This window comes from Cohnella thailandensis (genome assembly GCF_014212135.1).
Taxonomy (GTDB): Bacteria; Bacillota; Bacilli; order Paenibacillales; family Paenibacillaceae; genus Cohnella; species Cohnella thailandensis.
In genome coordinates this window covers 75,924-94,434 of sequence record NZ_JACJVQ010000002.1, presented here as the reverse complement: position 1 = coordinate 94,434, position 18,511 = coordinate 75,924, and the positions used below count along the sequence as shown (strand labels likewise).

The following is an 18,511-nucleotide window of genomic DNA, read 5'->3' as shown; positions in this document are numbered from 1 at the left end:
TATAGGTCTACGCCCATCAAACGGCCGATTAACGCGCATAACGCGCTAATCGGCCGTTTTTATTTATTAATAAGCGCGTCGCGCTTATTAAGTTTTTTTATAGATAACAAAAATTCAACTTATTGACATTAAACCTATCCGCCTGCTATGATTTCTCCAATACCAACTAAGCGGGTAGGAATTATAAGTGGTTGTCCGCCAAAATCAGAACAGGGGTGCATGTCCAATGAATCAAAGAAAAAAGAAATGGTATTCATTCAATCTCCTTCTCGTCGCCGTTCTTATGATATCGGTGTTGTCGGCTTGCGGCTCTAACAACAACGGAAACAACTCCGCTTCGCCGTCGGCAAGCAACGAAGCGTCCGAAAGCCCCGGCTCCAGCGCGTCGGCGAGCCCAAGCGCCAGCCCGAGCGCGAGCCCGAGCGAAACCCCGAAGAAGGAATCGGTCGAGTTGCTGAACGTCTCTTACGACCCGACTCGCGAGCTGTATGAATCCTTTAACGAGAGCTTCGCCAAGTACTGGAAGGATACGACGGGCCAGACGGTCAAAATCAACCAGTCGCACGGCGGTTCGGGATCGCAAGGACGCAAGGTGCTCGACGGTCTCGAAGCCGATGTCGTGACTCTGGCGCTCGCCTACGATATCGACGCGCTGGCGGACGGCGGCCTTCTCAAGACGGATTGGCAGACGCAGTTCGAATCGAACAGCTCGCCTTACACCTCCACGATCGTCTTCCTCGTCCGCAAGGGCAACCCGAAGAACATCAAGGATTGGAACGATCTCGTCCGCGACGACGTCGAAGTCATCACGCCGAATCCGAAGACGTCCGGCGGCGCCCGCTGGAACTACCTGGCGGCTTGGGGCTATGCCGCGAAGCAGAACGGCGGCGACGAAACCAAGATCAAGGAATTCCTGAAGCAGCTGTTCGACAACGTGCCGGTGCTGGACTCTGGCGCCCGCGGTTCGACGACGACGTTCGTCGAGCGCAAGATAGGCGACGTGCTGCTGGCTTGGGAGAACGAAGCCTACCTGGCGAAGAAGGAATACGGCGACGCGTTCGAGATCGTCACTCCTTCGCTTAGCATCCTCGCCGAGCCTCCGGTCGCGATCGTCGACAAGGTGGTCGACAAGAGAGGAACCCGCGAGGTAGCCGAAGCTTACCTGAAGTACCTGTACACGCCGGAGGGCCAAGAGATCGCCGCCCAGAACTTCTACCGTCCGAGACTGCCGGAGGTAGCCGAGAAATACAAGGATCAATTCCCCGAGCTGAACCTGCTGACGATCGACGGGGACTTCGGAGGCTGGAGGGCCGCCCAAGAGAAGCACTTCAACGACGGAGGCACGTTCGACGAGATTTACACGAAGGGATCCTAATCGAAGAATAGAGGGAAGGGCAGACCATGGCCAAAAGAAAAAGCGTACTACCGGGCCGCCGGCTTACGCTGGGCTTCACCATTCTGTATCTTAGCTTGATCGTGCTCATCCCGCTGGCCGGACTGGTCGTAAAGACCGCCGGCCTCACCCTCCCTCAGTTCTGGGAGACGGTCACGAGCCCGCGCGTCCTCGCTTCCTATCGGGTGAGCCTCGTGACCGCCTTTTTCGCCGCCGTCGTCAATGTCGTCTTCGGGTTGATCGTGGCTTGGGTGCTGGTTCGATACCGTTTCCCGGGGAAGAAGCTCGTGGACGGACTGATCGACATTCCGTTCGCGCTGCCCACGGCGGTCGCGGGGATCGCGCTCACTTCGATCTATGCTCCGAACGGATGGATCGGCAAGCTGTTCGACCCGCTCGGCATCCGCATCGCGTACACGCCGCTTGGGATTACTCTCGCCCTTATTTTCATAGGAGTGCCGTTCGTCGTCCGAACCGTTCAGCCCGTGCTGCAGGATCTCGAGAGCGATACGGAAGAGGCTTCGGTGCTGCTGGGGGCCTACCGCTGGAGAACGTTCCGCAGGGTCATCCTGCCGGAATTGATTCCTCCGCTCTTGACCGGCTTCGCGCTCGCTTTCGCCAGAGGCATCGGAGAGTACGGCTCCGTCGTCTTCATCTCGGGCAACATGCCGATGAAGACGGAAATCACTCCGCTTCTCATCATCACCAAGCTGGAGCAATACGAGTACAGCCAAGCGACGGCGATCGCTCTGGTGCTGCTGATCCTCTCGTTCGGACTGCTCCTGATCATCAACTCGCTGCAACGGTGGAGCAATCGCCGTCTGCGGTCGAGCTAAGGAGGGGCGCCTATGGCCGGAGCCGTTACGACCGTCACCGCCGTCTCGAACGAGACGAGGCCGAAGCACTTGACCGAAGCGCGCTGGGTTCGCTGGACGCTCATCGGAATCGCCTTGTTATTTGTGAGTGTCGTCATTCTTCTGCCGTTGATCACGGTGCTGCTCGAGTCCTTCCGCAAGGGCTGGAGCGTCTATATCGAAGCGCTGAAGGATCCGGATTCGATCGCGGCCCTGAAGCTGACGCTTACCACCGCGCTGATCGCCGTTCCCCTGAATACGATTTTCGGCGTGGCGGCGGCTTGGGCGATCACGAAGTTTACGTTTCGCGGCAAAAACCTGCTTATCACCCTGATCGACCTGCCTTATGCGGTATCGCCCGTCATCTCCGGCTTGGTCTACATCCTTCTGTTCGGAGCCCAGGGCTTCCTGGGACCATGGCTCTTCGAGCATGACATCAAGATCGTTTTCGCGACGCCGGGGATTATCCTCGCCACGATGTTCGTTACCTTCCCGTTCGTGGCCAGAGAGCTAATTCCTCTCATGGAGTCGCAAGGCGTTCAAGACGAGGAAGCCGCCGTCAGCTTGGGCTCGCGGGGGTGGCGCACCTTCTTCAGGGTTACGCTTCCTAACATCAAGTGGGGCCTGCTCTACGGAATCATCCTGTGCAACGCGAGAGCGATGGGGGAATTCGGCGCCGTGTCCGTCGTCTCGGGCCATATCCGGGGAGAGACGAATACGCTGCCGCTTCATATCGAAATTCTCTATAACGAATATCAGTACACGGCCGCTTTCGCGGTAGCTTCGCTTCTGATGCTGCTGGCTATCGTCACGTTGATCATTAAGAGCTTAATAGAGAGTAAATTGGTTAGAAGCAAGCACGGAGAATAACGAAGGAGGAGTGGGACGATGGCGAAGCCGCTGGAATTGAACGAGAGCTGGATCGGGCGAATTACGGACGCGGTGTCCGGCTTGCAGTACGGCACGGTGCAGATCGTCGTGCATGACGGACGCATCGTGCAGATCGAGAGGACGGAGCGCCGACGCTTCGACGAAGTGAGCGAGCGCCGGGCGAGCCGCGATATTTCGCAAGGAGAACGAGCGGGACTATGATTCTCCGCATCTTCGAACTCGCATCTAGAGCATGAACCGACCTAATCGGCAATGCGCCGAGGAAGATTCGCGAGTGCGCCACTTTCGTCAACCGACGAAGGGAGGCGCAATGCGAGTCTTCTTTTTTTCGCAAGAGATGCCGCGGTTGGTATACAATTGGATAGAGAACAATTCAGGCTAAGCGGAGGCCAACAATTTAATGAACAGACGAATGTGGATCGTTCAAGGCGGCATTTCCATTCCTATCCGAATGAAGACCGCGGGACTCGAATGGCGGACATGCGTTAGGAAACGAGGTTCGAATGAGGGATAGGAAGACGGCTCGCAAGCCGAATCGCCGCGGAATCGTCGCTCTGTACGTCCTCATCGTCCTGATCGCCGTCATCGGCGTTCTGTCTTTAAACGAATCGGGCGACCGATCGGATCGCGCGGGCCGAGAACGGACGGGCGGGGCCGGCGGGGGACCCTTCAGGATCGTCATCGACGCCGGACACGGAGGGATCGATCCCGGCGCGGAAGGGGCCAGCGGAGCGGAGGAGAAAACGATGGTGTTGTCCGTCGCTCTCAAGGTTGGCGAGCTGCTGCGGCAAGATCCGATGTTCGAGGTCTTTATGACCCGAGAGGACGATTCCTTCCTCGAGCTGGAGGATCGCGCGGATTACAGCAACGACGTGCAGGCTGACGCTTTCCTGTCCATCCACGGCAACCAGTACGACGATCCGACGATATCGGGGGTCGAGACCTATTACGACTCCGAGGACAGCCTGCTCCTGGCCCAAGCGATTCATGGCAAGCTGGTCCCTGCAACCGGCTTCGAAGACCGCGGCGTTAAACGGGAGGAATGGACGGTGCTAGCCTTGAACGAACGCCCCTCGATCCTCATCGAGCTCGGTTTTCTCTCCAATCCGACGGAGGAAGCAAGCATGATAGACCCGCGGTGGCAGAATGACGCAGCTCGAGCGATCGCGGACGGCCTTAAGCAATACTTCGGCTAAGGCCAAAAAGAACATCCCGGCTTCCTCGATAGAGGGAACCGGGATGTTCTGCGTTCCGGGATCGGCGCTTGGCAGCACCTGCTCGCCAACAGATTAGCTGTTGATGAACTTGACGATGACCGCGACGGCGAACACGACGAACATGAATCCGAACATGCCGCCGAAGCCGACAACCAGGTCCCTGAGATCGTCGCGAGGTTCTTCGTTAATGTGCAAGCGAGGGTCTTGAGCTTGAATGTTCTCCATAAGGCGCCTCCTGAAGCAATCATTATTCCTAGTATAACCAACTTCTCTTTTCCTTGTAAAGCATGGAGTTAACAAGTTGTGGAAGCGCAGCGCATTTTCTCGCGATAGGAACACCCATTCCCCTTCCGGCTGTGCTACAATAGAAGCTAGCGCGGCTAACCGCCGCTCATCTTAATGCACAAGGAGGTCTCCGGGATGGAGACATCGAAGCCGGCTGCGGCTCCCGTCAGCGCGGAGCAGGCCGCAGAGAACATACGCAACAAGCTGGCCCTTCTGCCCGAACGGCCGGGCTGCTATCTCATGAAGAACGGCGAAGGGACCATCATCTACGTCGGCAAGGCGAAGGTGCTCAAGAACCGGGTCCGGTCCTACTTCACGGGCAGCCACAATGCGAAGACCCAACGTCTCGTCGCGGAGATCCGCGATTTCGAATACATCGTCACCGCAAGCAATATGGAAGCACTCATTCTGGAATGCAATCTGATCAAGCAGCATTTTCCCCGTTATAACGTACTGCTTAAGGACGATAAGTCGTTCCCGTATTTGAAAATCACCAACGAGCAGCATCCGCGGCTGGAGGTTACCCGGCGCGTCGTGAAGGATAAGGCGAAGTACTTCGGTCCATATCCGAACGCGTTCGCGGCCCAACAGACGAAGAAGCTTCTCGACCGGCTGTACCCGCTGCGCAAGTGCAAGAAGCTGCCGGACAAGGTTTGCCTCTATTATCATCTCGGCCAGTGCCTCGCGCCCTGCGAATATCCCGTCGAGAAGCCGGAGTACGAGCGGATGGTCGGCGAGATGGCGAAGTTCCTCAACGGCGGCCACGGCGAGATCAAGAAGGAGCTCCAGCGGAAAATGGAAGCGGCGGCCGAGGAGCTCGAATTCGAGCGGGCGCGGGAGTACAGGGACCAGATCGCGGCGATCGAAGCTACGATGGAGAAACAGACGATCACGATGCACGACACGATGGACCGCGACGTGTTCGGCTATGCGGTCGACAAGGGCTGGATGTGCGTGCAGATTCTCTATATGCGCCAGGGGAAAATGATCCAAAGGCACGTGTCGATGTTCCCGTTCTACGGAGAAGCCCACGAGGACTTCCTCACTTACGTGGCGCAGTATTACAGCGACAATCCCGCTCTGCCCCGCGAGATGCTTCTGCCGGACGCTCCGGCCGCCGCGGATGCGAAGGCGAACGCGACATCGGATCTCGCCGCGGCGAAGGTCGCACGCGAGGAAGGGGCGGAGGAGGACGACGCGGAAGGTTCGGAAGCGGGGGAAGGCTTGGAAGGCGAAAGCGGCTTAGGGGCCGAGTTCGACGCCGGAAGCGATGGGGACGGCCTGTCTTCCGGGGAGCATGAGGACGACGAAGAGAGCGCGGACTTCGCCCAATCCCTGCGCTCCTGGCTGAACATCAAGGTCCACGTGCCCAAGCGCGGAACGAAGCGCAAGCTCGTGACGATGGCGTGCGGCAACGCCAAGGTCGCGCTCGAAGAGAAATTCCGCTTGATCGAGCGGGATCAGGAACGCAGCGTCGGAGCGGCTGAGGGACTGGCCCAGTACATCGGCATTCCGTCCGCCCGCCGGATCGAAGCGTTCGACAACTCGAACATTCAAGGCTCCAACCCGGTATCGGCGATGGTCGTGTTTACGGACGGCAAGCCGGACCGGAAGGAATACCGGAAGTACAACATCCGTACCGTCCAGGGGCCCGACGACTACGAGACGATGCGGGAGGTCGTTCGCCGCCGGTACGAGCGGGTGCTGAAGGAAGGCTTGCCGATGCCGGATTTGATCGTCATCGACGGCGGCAAAGGCCAAATCGCTTCGGCGATCGACGTGCTCGAGAACGAGCTGGGGCTCGACATTCCGGTTTGCGGCCTCGCGAAGGACGAGAAACACCGCACCTCGCAGCTGCTCGTCGGCGACCCGCCGGAGGAGATCCCGCTGCCGCGCGACAGCCAGGAGTTCTACCTGCTGCAGCGGATCCAGGACGAGGTGCATCGCTTCGCGATCACCTTCCACCGCGAGAAGCGCGCGAAATCGATGATCGCGTCGAAGCTCGACGCGATTCCGGGCATCGGCGAGAAGCGCCGCAAGCAGCTTCTCAAGCACTTCGGCTCGCTCAAGGCGATCCGCGAAGCGAGCGTAGAGGACTTCCGCGCCGTCTCGATCGGCGAATCGCTCGCCCGGCGCATCCTGGAGTCGTTGAACGAAGGGGAAGGGGAGCCGGCCGCCGGTCAGGAATAAGAGGTTGATATACTTGATGATGCTCTCGAACGTCTCCCTTGGAGGCGCCTCGGGAGTTTTTTTGTTGGAGCGCAACAAATGGGCTGAAGCTCAGAGTCGGGAGCAAGTTTGTGGGATGTGGGGTGCAGCAAGTCGGCGGAAGTACGGGATAGAGAGCTTGTGATAAGCAAGGGAACGAACTTGTGAAAGCGCGTGGTAGAAAGCTAAAGAAAGCTGCTGGACTACGACATCGGAGGGAAGCGGGCGCCGAAGGCAAAAGAAGGCATCCAAACTACGCACATTGAAGGAGAAGAGGTCCAGGAATCAAAAGAAGGCATCCAAACTACGCACATTGAAGGAGAAGAGGTGCAGGAGGCAAAAGAAGGCATCCAAACTACGCACATTGAAGGAGAAGAGGTGCCAAAGTCTAAAGAAGGCATCCAAACTACGCACATTGAAGGGGATGAGGCGACAAAGTCTAAAGAAGGCATCCAGACTACACACTTTGGGAGAGAGCAGAGTCATATCCGATATTGATAGAAAAGTTGGAGGTTGAGAGAAGGCCTCGAACATCAAACGGCCGAGCAAGCCGTGAGGCATGCTCGGCCGTATGGCGACAATAACGTCGCGTCAAGCCGCGGTTCTAATTCGCCCGCCGACGCGAGAAAACGCCGTGCAGCCGCCAGATCGCGACGCCGACAAGGGCGGGCATCGCCATGCTGACGAGGCCGCTGACGGGATCGTACGGCAGGCCGTCGAAGATCAGCTGCACGCTCATGAGGATGGCGTCGAGCGTAACGTGGGCGAAGATGACGGCCATGAGGCCGAAGCGGAGCAGGAACCATCCGATCAGGACGCCGATGATCGCGAGTTCGATGACGCGCGATTGGACCGGATAGATCGGATAGCCGACATGCCCGAAGCCCCAGAACAGCGAAGGGGGCAGCATGGCGACGAAGGTGAGGATCGCCTTCGTTCGGCCGCTCGGCTCCCGGCGGGTCAGGGTCCGGGCGATCGAAATCAGCCACCATCGGAACAGGGCGATGCCGAAGAAACGGTAGATCAGCTCCTCCGAGATTCCCGCGCACCAGGCCAGCACGGGGAGAAGCCACGGGTAGGTCATGTTGTACGTCGACTGGGACGCGTCCGAGCCGGTGAACGATCCGAGCAAACCGTCCAGCCCCAGGAAGATGACCGATTGGGCGCCCAAGATGATCAAGCCGAGTCCGTAGCCTTGCTTCATGCTGCGCAGAACCTTGGCTCCGAAGCCGCTCTCTCGCCAGGAAGGCCATAAATTGTAGCCCATCGATTTCCATAAGCCGTCGCCGGCGACCGCGGAGAGGGACGTAAGAACGGCAGTCAACGCCAGGATGATCGCATTGACGATCAGCAGCGCCTCCACGGTTCCATCCGTGGAAGGGGGCTGGAAGCTGCTCGTTCGCGAGCGAAAACCGGCGATCATGTTCATGGTAAAGCAAGCGTACAAGCCGAAGTAGACAAGCGCCAGGAACCAGCCTCGCCTCAGGGAAGTGTGCTTGCGGTATTGGGCGGCATACGCGATCGCAAGCACGAACAGGACGATTTGCGGCAGGAGGTAGCCCACCATAGACAACGAAGAGGCTCGTTCCTCTTGCCCCGCCAGATAGGCGGTGAACGATTCCGGCAGTTGAAGCCGGTACGCGATCGACTCGCCGGGCTTCACGAGCAATTGCAGCCGGGCTTCCCCGATCGGGGCTTTCCGCGACTGGAACACGTAATCCCCGTTCCCCGTCGCCGTTCCGGTCGGCTCCCAATCGGCCGGCTCGTAACCCCATTGCTTCAAATAGTCGAGCAATTCCTTGTTGGTTATCCTTTGTTCCGTGACGGAAACCGCACCCGTTCCGCCGGAAGGGCCTTCTCCGCCGCCCCCGTACCAGGTCCAGCCGACGAGGCGTCCGCTCAGCATATGGAGCGAGAGGCGAAGCCAACGATCCTCCGCCAGCCTTAGATCCGCCCGGTACACGTCGTTCGGGAAGCGTTCGTCCCAGGTATCCTCGTAGGACTTGGAGAGCTTCGACCGCGCCAGATAAGCGACGGCGTCGTTGTCGCTCACGTGCGACAGACGCACTTCGCCGACGTCCTCCCGAGCGATCCCCCAATGCTCCGCCGCGAGACTCATCGCGGCCGACTCCGCCTCGGCCCGCGTAAGAACGTCAAGCCCATCCTCGGTGAGAACAGTATGAATACCGGGGCCAACCTGAACCCAGAGGAACGCAAACAGTCCAATAATCGAAGCCCATATCCAACGTTTCGAGAACAACAATCATCACTCCGTTCCGTTTACCGGTCAAGTAAACGCATACACAAGGGGCGCATGCCCCTTTTTCTACTGTTATCATGGTTAATCGGCCTAAATGAATGCATGAACGAGAGAAAACCGAAGAATCACCGTCATCCTCCATGTTTATGCCATAATAATCGCTCAATAAAGCGGATGAGAGCTAAATTTGCCTAATATCGGGCTTGTTCCAACGAAGCGGAGCAGACTATAATGCGTTGAGGCGACAATGCCAATAAGCAACAGCTCTCTTATCATCATACAACCCAGCCGAATTTCCGCAAGAAAACGGGGGAACCAATCCGCACGCGCCGCTTCCGAGCGCGCGGCACCCGGGGTGAATTCCGAACGCGACAGGCGCTTCGGATAGGGCTCACTGTTTCAGGCCCGAACCCGTCAGCTAACCTCGTAGGCTGTTACTGGAACAGGACTCTTGTCTAAGCACTGGGGCTCCAGTGCTTTTTGTTTTGTTCTTCTCCCTTGCGGGGAGATTAAAGGCAATACGCTATCAAGCATAATCGAGGTGGCAGGATTGTTCAAAAAGGTAAGGGGATGGTTCGTGTCGTCCCCGCCGCGAGCGCTTACGATCGGGTTTATCGTCATTATTCTCATCGGCACCGTACTGCTGAAGCTCCCCGTCTCGCTGCGGGAAGGGCAGAGCATCGACTGGGTCGACGCCCTGTTTACTTCCGCATCCGCCACATGCGTCACCGGACTCGTCGTCCTCGATACGGGGACGTCCTTCTCGACCTTCGGGCACTGGGTCATTCTGGCGTTGGTGCAGATCGGCGGTCTGGGGTTCATGACGATGGGGACGCTGTTCGCCATCTTCCTGCGGCGCAAAGTCTCTTTGAAGGAGCGGCTGATTCTTCAGGAATCGCTCAATCAGAACAATCTGGAGGGCATCATCAAGCTCGTTCTTCGAGTTATTTATTATGCACTCACGATCGAGCTTGCGGGCTCTCTCCTGTTCACCCTGCGTTTCATGCTGGATATGCCCCCGGGCAAAGCGATATATTTCGGGATTTTCCATGGCGTCTCCATCTTCAACAATGCGGGCTTCGATTTATTCGGCGACTACCGGAGCATGGCCAATTACATATCGGATCCCTTCGTCAACCTTCTATCGATCGTGCTGATCATCCTTGGCGGGCTAGGCTTCGTCGTGTTGGCCGATCTGGTCGAGTACAGGCGCAACCGGCGGCTGAGCTTGCATTCCAAAGTAGCGATTTATACCACCCTGCTGCTGTTTATCGGCGGCGCGGTCGTCATTCTGTTATTCGAATACACGAACCAGAAGACGTTCGGACCGCTGAATATGGCGGATAAAATCATGGCGTCGCTTCTTCATTCCATGACGCCGCGTTCGGCCGGGATCAGCACGATCGACGTCGCCTCGTTAAGGCAGGCCACGCAGTTCCTGCTCGTCATCCTGATGTTCATCGGCGTGTCCCCGGGCTCGACCGGCGGCGGGATCAAGACGACGACCTTCGCGGTGCTGATCGTCGCGGTGCTGGCGGTGTTCCGCGGACGGAAGGACGTGGTCCTGCTTCGTCACCGGATCGAACCGGACCGCGTTTACAAGGCGATCACGGTGACGCTCTTCTCGTTCATCATCGTCGTCGTCGGAACGATGCTTCTTTCCGTGACGGAGAGCCACTCCTTCATGGTCGTCCTGTTCGAAGCGACTTCGGCGTTCGCCACAGTCGGCCTCTCCGCCGGATTGACCCCGGAGCTTACGGACATCGGCAAATTCATCGTTATCGTCTTGATGTTCATGGGACGGCTGGGGCCGTTCACCTTGTTCTATGCGGTCGGTCCTCGCAAAGGAAAGACCCTGTACCGCCATGCGGAAGGCAAAATCATCATCGGATAACCGAAGGAGCGAAGCAAGATGATCTCTAAAGGATTCAAATGGGTATTCCGCTCTCCTCCCCGGCTTCTGTTGATCGGCTTCGCCTGCATTATCCTGGCGGGAACGATTCTGCTTAAGCTGCCTGCGGCTACGGCCGCCGAGGAGACGACGAGCTGGATCGACGCCCTTTTTACGGCGACGTCCGCAACCTGCGTCACCGGGCTGGTTACGCTCGATACGGGGACGCACTGGACGACCTTCGGGCAAATCGTCATTCTGGCGCTCATTCAGATCGGCGGTCTCGGCTTCATGACGATGGCGACGCTGTTCGCCTTTTTCCTAAAGCGCAAAATCTCCCTGAAGGAAAGGCTCATTCTGCAGGAAGCGCTGAACCAGTCGAGCATGGAAGGGATCGTTCGGCTGGTGAGACGGGTTATTGTATATGCCCTCAGCATCCAGCTGATCGGGGCGCTCCTTCTGTCTGTCCGATTTCTATTTGATATGAGCCCGGGGCGCGCGATATACTTCGGAATTTTCCATGCGATCTCCTTCTTCAACAATGCGGGCTTCGACATCATGGGGCATTACAAAAGCCTGACCGATTACGTCGGCGATCCTCTCGTCAACATCGTAACCATGCTGCTCATTATCCTCGGCGGTCTCGGCTTTATCGTGCTGTCCGACTTGATCGATTGGAAGCGCACGCGCAGGCTGACCCTTCATTCGAAGGTCGTTCTCAGCATGACGGGTTTCCTGATCGGCTTCGGAGCGTTGGTGATTCTCGTCTTCGAGTATACGAACGCGGGAACGATGGAGCCTCTAAGCTTCGGGGAAAAGCTGCTGTCAGCGTTCCTGCAGTCCGTATCGCCGAGAACGGCCGGGGTCAACTCGCTCGACCTCGCTTCGCTTCGCCAGGCGACCCAATTCTTCCTCGTGCTGCTGATGTTCATCGGCGCATCTCCGGGTTCGACGGGCGGCGGGATCAAGACGACGACGTTCGCCACGCTGATCGGAGCCGTGTACGCCATGATGAGGGGCAAGGACGACGTCGTGATGTTCCGCTATCGGTTGGCGCAGGAACGGGTATATAAAGCATTGACGGTCACCCTGTTGTCGCTTGCCTTGGTCCTCGTGGCAACGATGATCCTGTCTACGACGGAAGATCATCATTTTCTCGAGATTTTGTTCGAGGTCACTTCGGCCTTCAGCACCGTCGGCTTATCGATGGGACTTACGCTGGAGCTGACCCTTGTCGGCAAAATAATCATTATCGTCATGATGTTCATCGGACGGGTAGGACCGCTATCGATGGGTTACGCGTTCGGACCTAAGCCGGGACGGACGCTGTACCGGTACGCGGAAGGCAAGATTATCATCGGGTAGGAGAAGTGTGATCTCATTATGAAGATGCATCAATTCGTCATCATCGGGTTAGGAAGATTCGGCTCCAGCATCGGCAGGGAGCTCATTCAGCTTGGCTATGAAGTTCTGGGCATCGACCGGGACGAAGAGACCGTGCAAGAGATGAACAAGGTTCTGACCCATGCGGTCGTCGCGGACGCGACGGAAGAAGAGGTGCTGCGTTCGCTCGGGGCGCGCAACTTCGATTGCGGCGTCGTCGCCATAGGAGACGATATTCAAGCGAGCATTCTGGCAACCATTCTTCTGAAGGAGCTCGGCGTCAAAAAAGTCGTCGCGAAGGCGGTCAACGAGCTGCACGGCCGGGTTCTGGAGAGGATCGGGGTCGACCGGGTCATCTATCCCGAACGCGACATGGGGATACGGGTTGCCCACCAGCTCGTCTCGCCGAATCTTCTCGATTACATCGAGCTGTCCAAGAAATATACGATCGCGGAGCTAGCGGTCCCGGGCTGCCTGACCGGCAAGTCGCTTTCTTCGGTAAATCCGCGTGGGAAGTTCGGCTGCAGCATCGTGGCGATCAACAAGCCGAAGGGAATCATTATCGCCCCGAACGCGGAAGACGTCCTGATGGAGAACGACGTGATGGTCGTCATCGGAACGAACGAGTCGATCGAGCAATTCCAGGAAGCGATCGGCTCCTGACAAAAACGCGAAATTCTGAATGAGAAGCCTCCTCTTCGCTCACGATAAGAGCAATGGCAGGAAAAGGGGATGGCGGTTTTGCGACGGATGTGGAGAAGATGCTTGACGGGGCCGCTGATCTTGCTGCTCCTGTCCGGGGCGGCAACGGGCAATCAGGGGACTGCGTTCGCGGACGCGGAACGCCGGCTAACGCCTGCGGGGCCGGAGGTAGAGGCCGGACAATTCGAGAGACCCTCCGGCGCGAATTGGGCTGAGATGCAGAGGCGATACAAGGGAGCGTTCGTTCTGTCCGCTCCCAAGCCGTCGCGCCGCCAGGTGGCGCTTACGTTCGACGACGTGCCGGACTCCCGGTATACACCTCTTATCTTAAACGTGCTCAAACAACAGAACGTCAAGGCAACCTTCTTCGTGGTCGGAAGCCGGGCGCTTAAACAGCCGGGGCTCGTGCGGCGGATTCATGCCGAAGGACATGCGATCGGCAACCATTCGTTCGACCATCCCGACTTCTCCAAGCTGGGCATCGTCGGGATGAAGAAGCAGATCCGAACCACCGAAAGCGCGCTGATTCGCTCGGTGGGCTTCGCGCCGAGGCTGATCCGGCCGCCTTACGGGGAGATCAGGATGTCGCAGCTGAACTGGGCTCAGAGCCAAGGCTATACCGTCGTGAACTGGGACGTGGATTCCTCGGATTGGCGGCAGCTTAACGCCCAGGTCGTCTACCGGAACGTAACGAGTTCCGTCCGGCCGGGCTCGATCATCCTGCTTCACGCGGGAGGAGGAGCCGGACAGAATCTATACGGCACGGTCAACGCCCTTCCCAAGCTCATTCTATGGCTTCGGACGCATCGCTACGAACCGGTTACCCTTCCGGAATTGCTTCAACTCCCGGAACGCAAGAACGACTGACGGAGCTTCCGTCAGTCGTTCTTCGTTATGGCATATGAGCAGGATGGCGTGAGTCCCTTATTTCAGCACGTAGAGCTTCACGTTCTGGAAGCCGAATTTAGAGACATACGAGCGGGAACCGGGAATGAAGATGTCGATCCGGTTGCCGACGATGGCGCTTCCGGCGTCCGTGGCGGTCGCGATCATTCCGCCCGCGGGAAGTCCGTCGAAGTCGTAACCGGTAATGTACACTTTCGTGCCGAAGGGAATGACTTTCGGGTCGACGGCGATCGTGCCCAGCTTGAGCGGGTTGCCGAAGTAATCGACCGCTCCCCAAGCGTTCTCCTCGATGGCGGCGGAATAGGCGCTCGCCTTCATGTCAATAACCTTGGCATAACCCAGAACGGATCCGCTGGCCGTCGTAACGGACTTTGCCGCGACGGACTTCGTCGCGACGGATTTCGCCGTAACGGCGGACGTCTTGCTCTTGGCCGCGGATGCGGTTTTCGCCGCGTTTGCGGCAGAGCCGGAAGGAATCGTGATTTTCAGTCCTTGATAAATGTTTAACGGGTCTATCTTCGGGTTCGCCTTCATCAGCGTCGCGAGCGGGACGTTATATTTCTTGGACAGCGTCCAGAAAGTATCGTTGTCCGTTGCGGTGTGCGTCGTGGCGGCGAAGGCGTTCATGGCGGGGAGCATCAGAGCTCCGCCGAGGGCGAGCGTCAAGGCTCGTCGTCCAAGCTTGCGGAAAGACATCAGTTGCGGTTCCTCCTTGGTTAATAGCCGGCGAGGTTAGTTGTCGGGTTCGGACTGGGAGATCAGACCTGCGCACGTAACCGTGCGATTCACCCCAAGCGCGATTGTCGGCTCGGCCGGATCGCGCGGCAAATCGATTCCCCCGCACCTTTGCAGGTTTTGGCAGATTTAGCGTCTCTATCCGAAGTTGCATGGGATAGGCTGCTTCCATCAGAGGATACCATAGGCTTTCGGACGAGAGTAACAGGGAACTGTGCCCATTAGAAGACTTTAATCTGCCGACGTCGCTTTGCGTCCGAAGTAAGCGATCGTCTCCTCGATCAGATACTTCGTCGAGGCGGTCATCCAGACCGGCTGGCTATGGATGAGAGAGGTGGTTCTCTTCGTGAGCTCGAACTCCGCGATCGGAATGACGTAAAGTCCGTTATCCTCCATCAGCTCGGGCCGGATATAGGATTTCGGAAGCAGGGTTCCGGCCCGGATCGGAGCCAGAAGGCGAATGATCGCTTCGAAGGAGTCGATCTCCATGCGAACGTCCGGCTTAAGGCCGTACCGTCTCAGCAGCTCGTCCGTCATCGTCCGATACCAGGTTCCCGGCGAGAAGAGGATCATCGGCAGGCCGTTTAGATTTTCCAATGCAAAGGGCGTTCTTTCTATACTATAAAAATGCGTTTTGGGCAGGACGAGCATTAGAGTATCGTCAAATAAGGGAATACTGGTAATCGAGGGGTCGTCCTCTACCGAGGAGGCGACGATCCCGAAGTCTACTTTGCCTTCTTTGACCAAGGTGGCGATCTCGTGGGATTTGCCCGTGATGGCCTTGATCTCGATATTCGGATGCTTCTCGGTCATGGCGGTAATCAGCTCTGGCAACGTCGTCTGAAGAGTCGTCAAGCTGGCTCCGATGGTGGCAAGCGTCGTATCGACCGAACGGTATGCGTTAAGCTTCTGCAGGTAGTCGGAATAAGAATGCCGCAGCTCTACCGCGTATTCATAGGTGATCTGGCCCGCGGGCGTCAGCTCGAGACGCTTGCCGATCCGGCGGAACAGGTCGACGCCCAGCTCCCGTTCCATGCGGGCGATTCTCCTGGAGAGGGCGGGTTGGGTGACGTTAAGCCTCTCCGCCGCCCGGTTCAAGCTCGTATGCTCCACAACGGTCGCGAACAGCTTCATATCCTCTAGCATAAGGTTCATCCTTTGCTTATGATCAATAGTAATAAGAATTAATAAAGAAATAGCAATTCCATTATAAGCGAAAATAGGTTAACCTATAAAGCGTGACGAAATGGTGACGGTTGGACGCTTTATGTCCAAATTCGGGCTTATATGCGATCCAATGTCGTCAACCGGACGGATTTGAAAGGAGAAAGCACAACGACATGAGCGGAAACTCGTTCCTCCCCCGCAAGATTCATTCGTTGCTCGGAGTCATCCCGTTGGGATTGTTCTTCATCGAGCACGCCCTGACGAACTACTCGGCATTCGAAGGAGGCCAAGAAGGCTTCAAGGACAGCGTGGAATTCCTGCACAGCCTGCCACTCATTTTTTTCCTTGAGCTATTCTTGATCTGGCTGCCGATCCTGTTCCACGGCGTCTACGGCCTCTACTTGGCGTTCACGTCGAATCTGAACGTAGGACGGTTCAACTACGGACGCAACTGGGCATTCGCGTTGCAGCGGATCTCCGGCGTGTTCACTTTTATTTTCGTCATCTGGCACGTATGGCAAACCAGGGTCCAAGTTGCGCTGGGCAACACGACGAATGAGGAGATCGGCCAGCACATGCACGACATCGTGACGCAGCCGGGCTTCTTTATTCTGTATTTCGTTGCGGTTATCGCGGCTACTTTCCACTTCGCCAACGGCCTGTGGGCGTTCCTCGTTAGCTGGGGCATTACGATCGGTCCGCGTGCGCAAAAAGTATCTTCCCGAATTTGCATGGGCATCTTCGTCATTGTTGCCGTCTTGTTCATCCTGTCGCTGTTCGCGTTCCGCGGCGACGAGTTCGCTTCGGCGTCTGCGGCAATCGGCAGCTTGAGTTCGGCAGTGTTGGGTTAAGAGGAGGAGAAGCAAATGGCAAATCAGAAAATCATCGTAGTCGGCGGGGGACTCGCCGGATTGATGGCGACCGTCAAGGCGGCGGAAGCCGGCATGAGAGTCGACTTGTTCTCGCTCGTACCGGTCAAGCGTTCTCACTCCGTTTGCGCGCAAGGCGGCATTAACGGAGCTGTCAATACGAAAGGGGAAGGCGACTCCCCTTGGGAGCACTTCGACGATACCGTATATGGAGGAGACTTCCTCGCGAATCAGCCGCCGGTTAAGGCGATGTGCGAAGCGGCGCCGGGCATCATCCACTTGATGGACCGCATGGGCGTCATGTTCAGCCGCACGCCGGAAGGCTTGCTTGACTTCCGCCGCTTCGGCGGAACGCAATACCACCGCACGGCGTTCGCCGGCGCGACGACGGGCCAGCAGCTGCTTTACGCGCTGGACGAGCAAGTTCGCCGCTGGGAAGCCGCGGGCCTCGTCCAGAAGTTCGAGCATTGGGAATTCACGTCCGTGGTCGTCGACGACGACGGCGTCTGCCGCGGCATCGCGACGCAGGACCTGCGCTCCATGGAAGTGAAGACGTTCCGCGGCGACGCGGTTATCCTGGCGACCGGCGGACCGGGCATCATCTTCGGCAAGACGACGAACTCCGTCATCAACACCGGAACGGCGGCCAGCGCGGTTTACCAGCAAGGCGTTCACTACGCGAACGGCGAGATGATCCAGATTCACCCGACCGCGATTCCGGGCGACGACAAGAACCGCCTGATGAGCGAATCGGCCCGCGGCGAAGGCGGACGCATCTGGACGTACAAGGACGGCAAGCCTTGGTACTTCCTCGAAGAGAAGTATCCGGCCTACGGCAACCTCGTGCCTCGCGACATTGCGACGCGCGAAATCTTCGACGTGTGCGTTAACCAGAAGCTCGGCATCGACGGCGAGAACAAGGTGTTCCTCGACCTCTCGCATAAGGATCCTAAGGAGCTGGACGTCAAGCTCGGCGGCATTATCGAGATCTACGAGAAGTTCACGGGCGACGACCCGCGCAAGATCCCGATGAAGATCTTCCCGGCCGTTCACTATTCGATGGGCGGACTTTGGGTCGATTATAACCAAATGACGAACATTCCGGGTCTGTTCGCTTGCGGCGAAGTCGACTATCAATACCACGGCGCGAACCGTCTCGGCGCGAACTCCCTGCTGTCCGCGATCTTCGGCGGCATGGTGACGGGACCGAAGGCCGTCGAATACATCAAGGGGCTCAAGAAGTCCGCGGAGGACGTATCGGAGAGCGTATTCGCCCGCGAGGGCAAGAAGCAATCCGATAAGTACGAGTCCATCCTGAAGATGGACGGCACGGAGAATTCGTACGTCCTCGCGAAGGAGCTCGGCGAATGGATGACGAACAACATGACCGTCGTCCGTTACAACGACAAGCTTGAGCAGACGATCCATAAGATCAAGGAGCTCAAGCAGCGCTATGCCAAGATCAATATCAACGATACCGCCAAGTGGAACAACGCGGGCGTCGCTTTCACGCGCCAGCTGTGGAACATGCTGGAGCTGGCCGAAGCGATGACCAAGGGCGCCTTGCTGCGGAACGAGAGCCGCGGAGCCCACTACAAGCCGGAGTTCCCGGAACGGAACGACGAAGAATTCCTGAAGACGACCAAGGCGACTTGGACGAAGGAAGGACCGGAGATCTCTTACGAGGAAGTAGACGTCTCCCTGATCACGCCGCGTAAGCGCGACTATACGACGAACAAACACTGAGGAG

16 protein-coding genes and 2 riboswitches are annotated in these 18,511 nt (G+C 57.7%); of the genes, 12 read left to right on the top strand and 4 right to left on the bottom strand.

Annotated elements, in window-relative coordinates; all coding sequences use genetic code 11:
* Nucleotides 1–226 precede the first annotated feature (226 nt).
* The 5 genes from H7B67_RS00880 to H7B67_RS00860 all read left to right on the top strand — a co-directional run bounded on the left by H7B67_RS00880 (nt 227) and on the right by H7B67_RS00860 (nt 4,334).
* Entirely contained in the window at nt 227–1,375 is a 1,149-nt protein-coding gene (locus H7B67_RS00880) for a sulfate ABC transporter substrate-binding protein (protein WP_245363770.1), read from the top strand.
* A 26-nt stretch (nt 1,376–1,401) separates the two neighbouring features.
* Nucleotides 1,402–2,229 (top strand): sulfate ABC transporter permease subunit CysT, encoded by an 828-nt coding sequence (gene cysT, locus H7B67_RS00875; protein WP_185117916.1) that lies wholly within the window; start codon nt 1,402–1,404, stop codon nt 2,227–2,229.
* A gap of 12 nt (nt 2,230–2,241) precedes the next feature.
* A complete protein-coding gene (cysW, locus tag H7B67_RS00870; RefSeq protein WP_185117915.1) occupies nt 2,242–3,117 on the top strand; it encodes a sulfate ABC transporter permease subunit CysW in 876 nt (291 codons plus the stop codon).
* An 18-nt stretch (nt 3,118–3,135) separates the two neighbouring features.
* A complete protein-coding gene (locus tag H7B67_RS00865) occupies nt 3,136–3,339 on the top strand; it encodes a YezD family protein (RefSeq protein WP_185117914.1) in 204 nt (67 codons plus the stop codon).
* Between the two features lie 302 nt (nt 3,340–3,641).
* On the top strand, nt 3,642–4,334 hold the full coding sequence (locus tag H7B67_RS00860) for an N-acetylmuramoyl-L-alanine amidase family protein (protein WP_185117913.1): 693 nt from the start codon (nt 3,642–3,644) through the stop codon (nt 4,332–4,334).
* Nucleotides 4,335–4,427: 93 nt separating this feature from the next.
* On the opposite strand, the gene H7B67_RS00855 is transcribed toward H7B67_RS00860, so the two are convergent.
* Nucleotides 4,428–4,580, bottom strand: coding sequence for a YqzM family protein (locus tag H7B67_RS00855; RefSeq protein WP_185117912.1), 153 nt, complete (start codon nt 4,578–4,580; stop codon nt 4,428–4,430).
* Nucleotides 4,581–4,775: 195 nt separating this feature from the next.
* On the opposite strand from H7B67_RS00855, the gene uvrC reads away from it, so the two are divergent.
* Complete coding sequence (gene uvrC, locus H7B67_RS00850) at nt 4,776–6,830, top strand: excinuclease ABC subunit UvrC (RefSeq protein ID WP_185117911.1); 2,055 nt, start codon at nt 4,776–4,778, stop codon at nt 6,828–6,830.
* Nucleotides 6,831–7,452: 622 nt separating this feature from the next.
* Here the strand turns inward: uvrC and H7B67_RS00845 are convergent.
* The gene (locus H7B67_RS00845; RefSeq protein ID WP_185117910.1) at nt 7,453–8,967 is read right to left on the bottom strand and encodes a CPBP family intramembrane glutamic endopeptidase; all 1,515 of its coding nucleotides are present in this window, start codon (nt 8,965–8,967) and stop codon (nt 7,453–7,455) included.
* A gap of 417 nt (nt 8,968–9,384) precedes the next feature.
* Nucleotides 9,385–9,556: riboswitch (cyclic di-AMP (ydaO/yuaA leader) on the top strand.
* 102 nt (nt 9,557–9,658) lie between these two features.
* Between H7B67_RS00845 and H7B67_RS00840 the strand changes: the two genes are divergently transcribed.
* The 4 genes from H7B67_RS00840 to H7B67_RS00825 all read left to right on the top strand — a co-directional run bounded on the left by H7B67_RS00840 (nt 9,659) and on the right by H7B67_RS00825 (nt 13,951).
* A complete protein-coding gene (locus H7B67_RS00840) occupies nt 9,659–11,002 on the top strand; it encodes a TrkH family potassium uptake protein (RefSeq protein WP_185117909.1) in 1,344 nt (447 codons plus the stop codon).
* 21 nt (nt 11,003–11,023) lie between these two features.
* Nucleotides 11,024–12,364, top strand: a complete 1,341-nt coding sequence (locus tag H7B67_RS00835; RefSeq protein WP_425353909.1) for a TrkH family potassium uptake protein — start codon at nt 11,024–11,026, stop codon at nt 12,362–12,364.
* 18 nt (nt 12,365–12,382) lie between these two features.
* Nucleotides 12,383–13,045, top strand: a complete 663-nt coding sequence (locus H7B67_RS00830; RefSeq protein WP_185117907.1) for a potassium channel family protein — start codon at nt 12,383–12,385, stop codon at nt 13,043–13,045.
* Between the two features lie 69 nt (nt 13,046–13,114).
* A complete protein-coding gene (locus H7B67_RS00825) occupies nt 13,115–13,951 on the top strand; it encodes a polysaccharide deacetylase family protein (protein WP_245363772.1) in 837 nt (278 codons plus the stop codon).
* A 57-nt stretch (nt 13,952–14,008) separates the two neighbouring features.
* Here the strand turns inward: H7B67_RS00825 and H7B67_RS00820 are convergent, their stop codons facing one another.
* Entirely contained in the window at nt 14,009–14,686 is a 678-nt protein-coding gene (locus H7B67_RS00820; RefSeq protein ID WP_185117906.1) for a 3D domain-containing protein, read from the bottom strand.
* Between the two features lie 10 nt (nt 14,687–14,696).
* A riboswitch (cyclic di-AMP (ydaO/yuaA leader) is annotated at nt 14,697–14,861 on the bottom strand.
* 95 nt (nt 14,862–14,956) lie between these two features.
* On the bottom strand, nt 14,957–15,871 hold the full coding sequence (locus H7B67_RS00815; protein WP_185117905.1) for a LysR family transcriptional regulator: 915 nt from the start codon (nt 15,869–15,871) through the stop codon (nt 14,957–14,959).
* Nucleotides 15,872–16,065: 194 nt separating this feature from the next.
* On the opposite strand from H7B67_RS00815, the gene H7B67_RS00810 reads away from it, so the two are divergent.
* Both H7B67_RS00810 and sdhA read left to right on the top strand, forming a co-directional pair.
* Nucleotides 16,066–16,743 (top strand): succinate dehydrogenase cytochrome b558 subunit, encoded by a 678-nt coding sequence (locus tag H7B67_RS00810; RefSeq protein WP_185117904.1) that lies wholly within the window; start codon nt 16,066–16,068, stop codon nt 16,741–16,743.
* Between the two features lie 15 nt (nt 16,744–16,758).
* Entirely contained in the window at nt 16,759–18,507 is a 1,749-nt protein-coding gene (gene sdhA, locus H7B67_RS00805; RefSeq protein ID WP_185117903.1) for a succinate dehydrogenase flavoprotein subunit, read from the top strand.
* Nucleotides 18,508–18,511 lie beyond the last annotated feature (4 nt).

Coding starts and splice junctions, on each gene's coding strand:
- H7B67_RS00880 (WP_245363770.1), top strand. CDS start 227: ATGAATCAAAGAAAAAAGAAATGGTATTCATTCAATCTCCTTCTCGTC.
- cysT (WP_185117916.1), top strand. CDS start 1,402: ATGGCCAAAAGAAAAAGCGTACTACCGGGCCGCCGGCTTACGCTGGGC.
- cysW (WP_185117915.1), top strand. CDS start 2,242: ATGGCCGGAGCCGTTACGACCGTCACCGCCGTCTCGAACGAGACGAGG.
- H7B67_RS00865 (WP_185117914.1), top strand. CDS start 3,136: ATGGCGAAGCCGCTGGAATTGAACGAGAGCTGGATCGGGCGAATTACG.
- H7B67_RS00860 (WP_185117913.1), top strand. CDS start 3,642: ATGAGGGATAGGAAGACGGCTCGCAAGCCGAATCGCCGCGGAATCGTC.
- H7B67_RS00855 (WP_185117912.1), bottom strand. CDS start 4,580: ATGGAGAACATTCAAGCTCAAGACCCTCGCTTGCACATTAACGAAGAA.
- uvrC (WP_185117911.1), top strand. CDS start 4,776: ATGGAGACATCGAAGCCGGCTGCGGCTCCCGTCAGCGCGGAGCAGGCC.
- H7B67_RS00845 (WP_185117910.1), bottom strand. CDS start 8,967: ATGAGTCTCGCGGCGGAGCATTGGGGGATCGCTCGGGAGGACGTCGGC.
- H7B67_RS00830 (WP_185117907.1), top strand. CDS start 12,383: ATGAAGATGCATCAATTCGTCATCATCGGGTTAGGAAGATTCGGCTCC.
- H7B67_RS00825 (WP_245363772.1), top strand. CDS start 13,115: ATGGCGGTTTTGCGACGGATGTGGAGAAGATGCTTGACGGGGCCGCTG.
- H7B67_RS00820 (WP_185117906.1), bottom strand. CDS start 14,686: ATGTCTTTCCGCAAGCTTGGACGACGAGCCTTGACGCTCGCCCTCGGC.
- H7B67_RS00815 (WP_185117905.1), bottom strand. CDS start 15,871: ATGCTAGAGGATATGAAGCTGTTCGCGACCGTTGTGGAGCATACGAGC.
- H7B67_RS00810 (WP_185117904.1), top strand. CDS start 16,066: ATGAGCGGAAACTCGTTCCTCCCCCGCAAGATTCATTCGTTGCTCGGA.
- sdhA (WP_185117903.1), top strand. CDS start 16,759: ATGGCAAATCAGAAAATCATCGTAGTCGGCGGGGGACTCGCCGGATTG.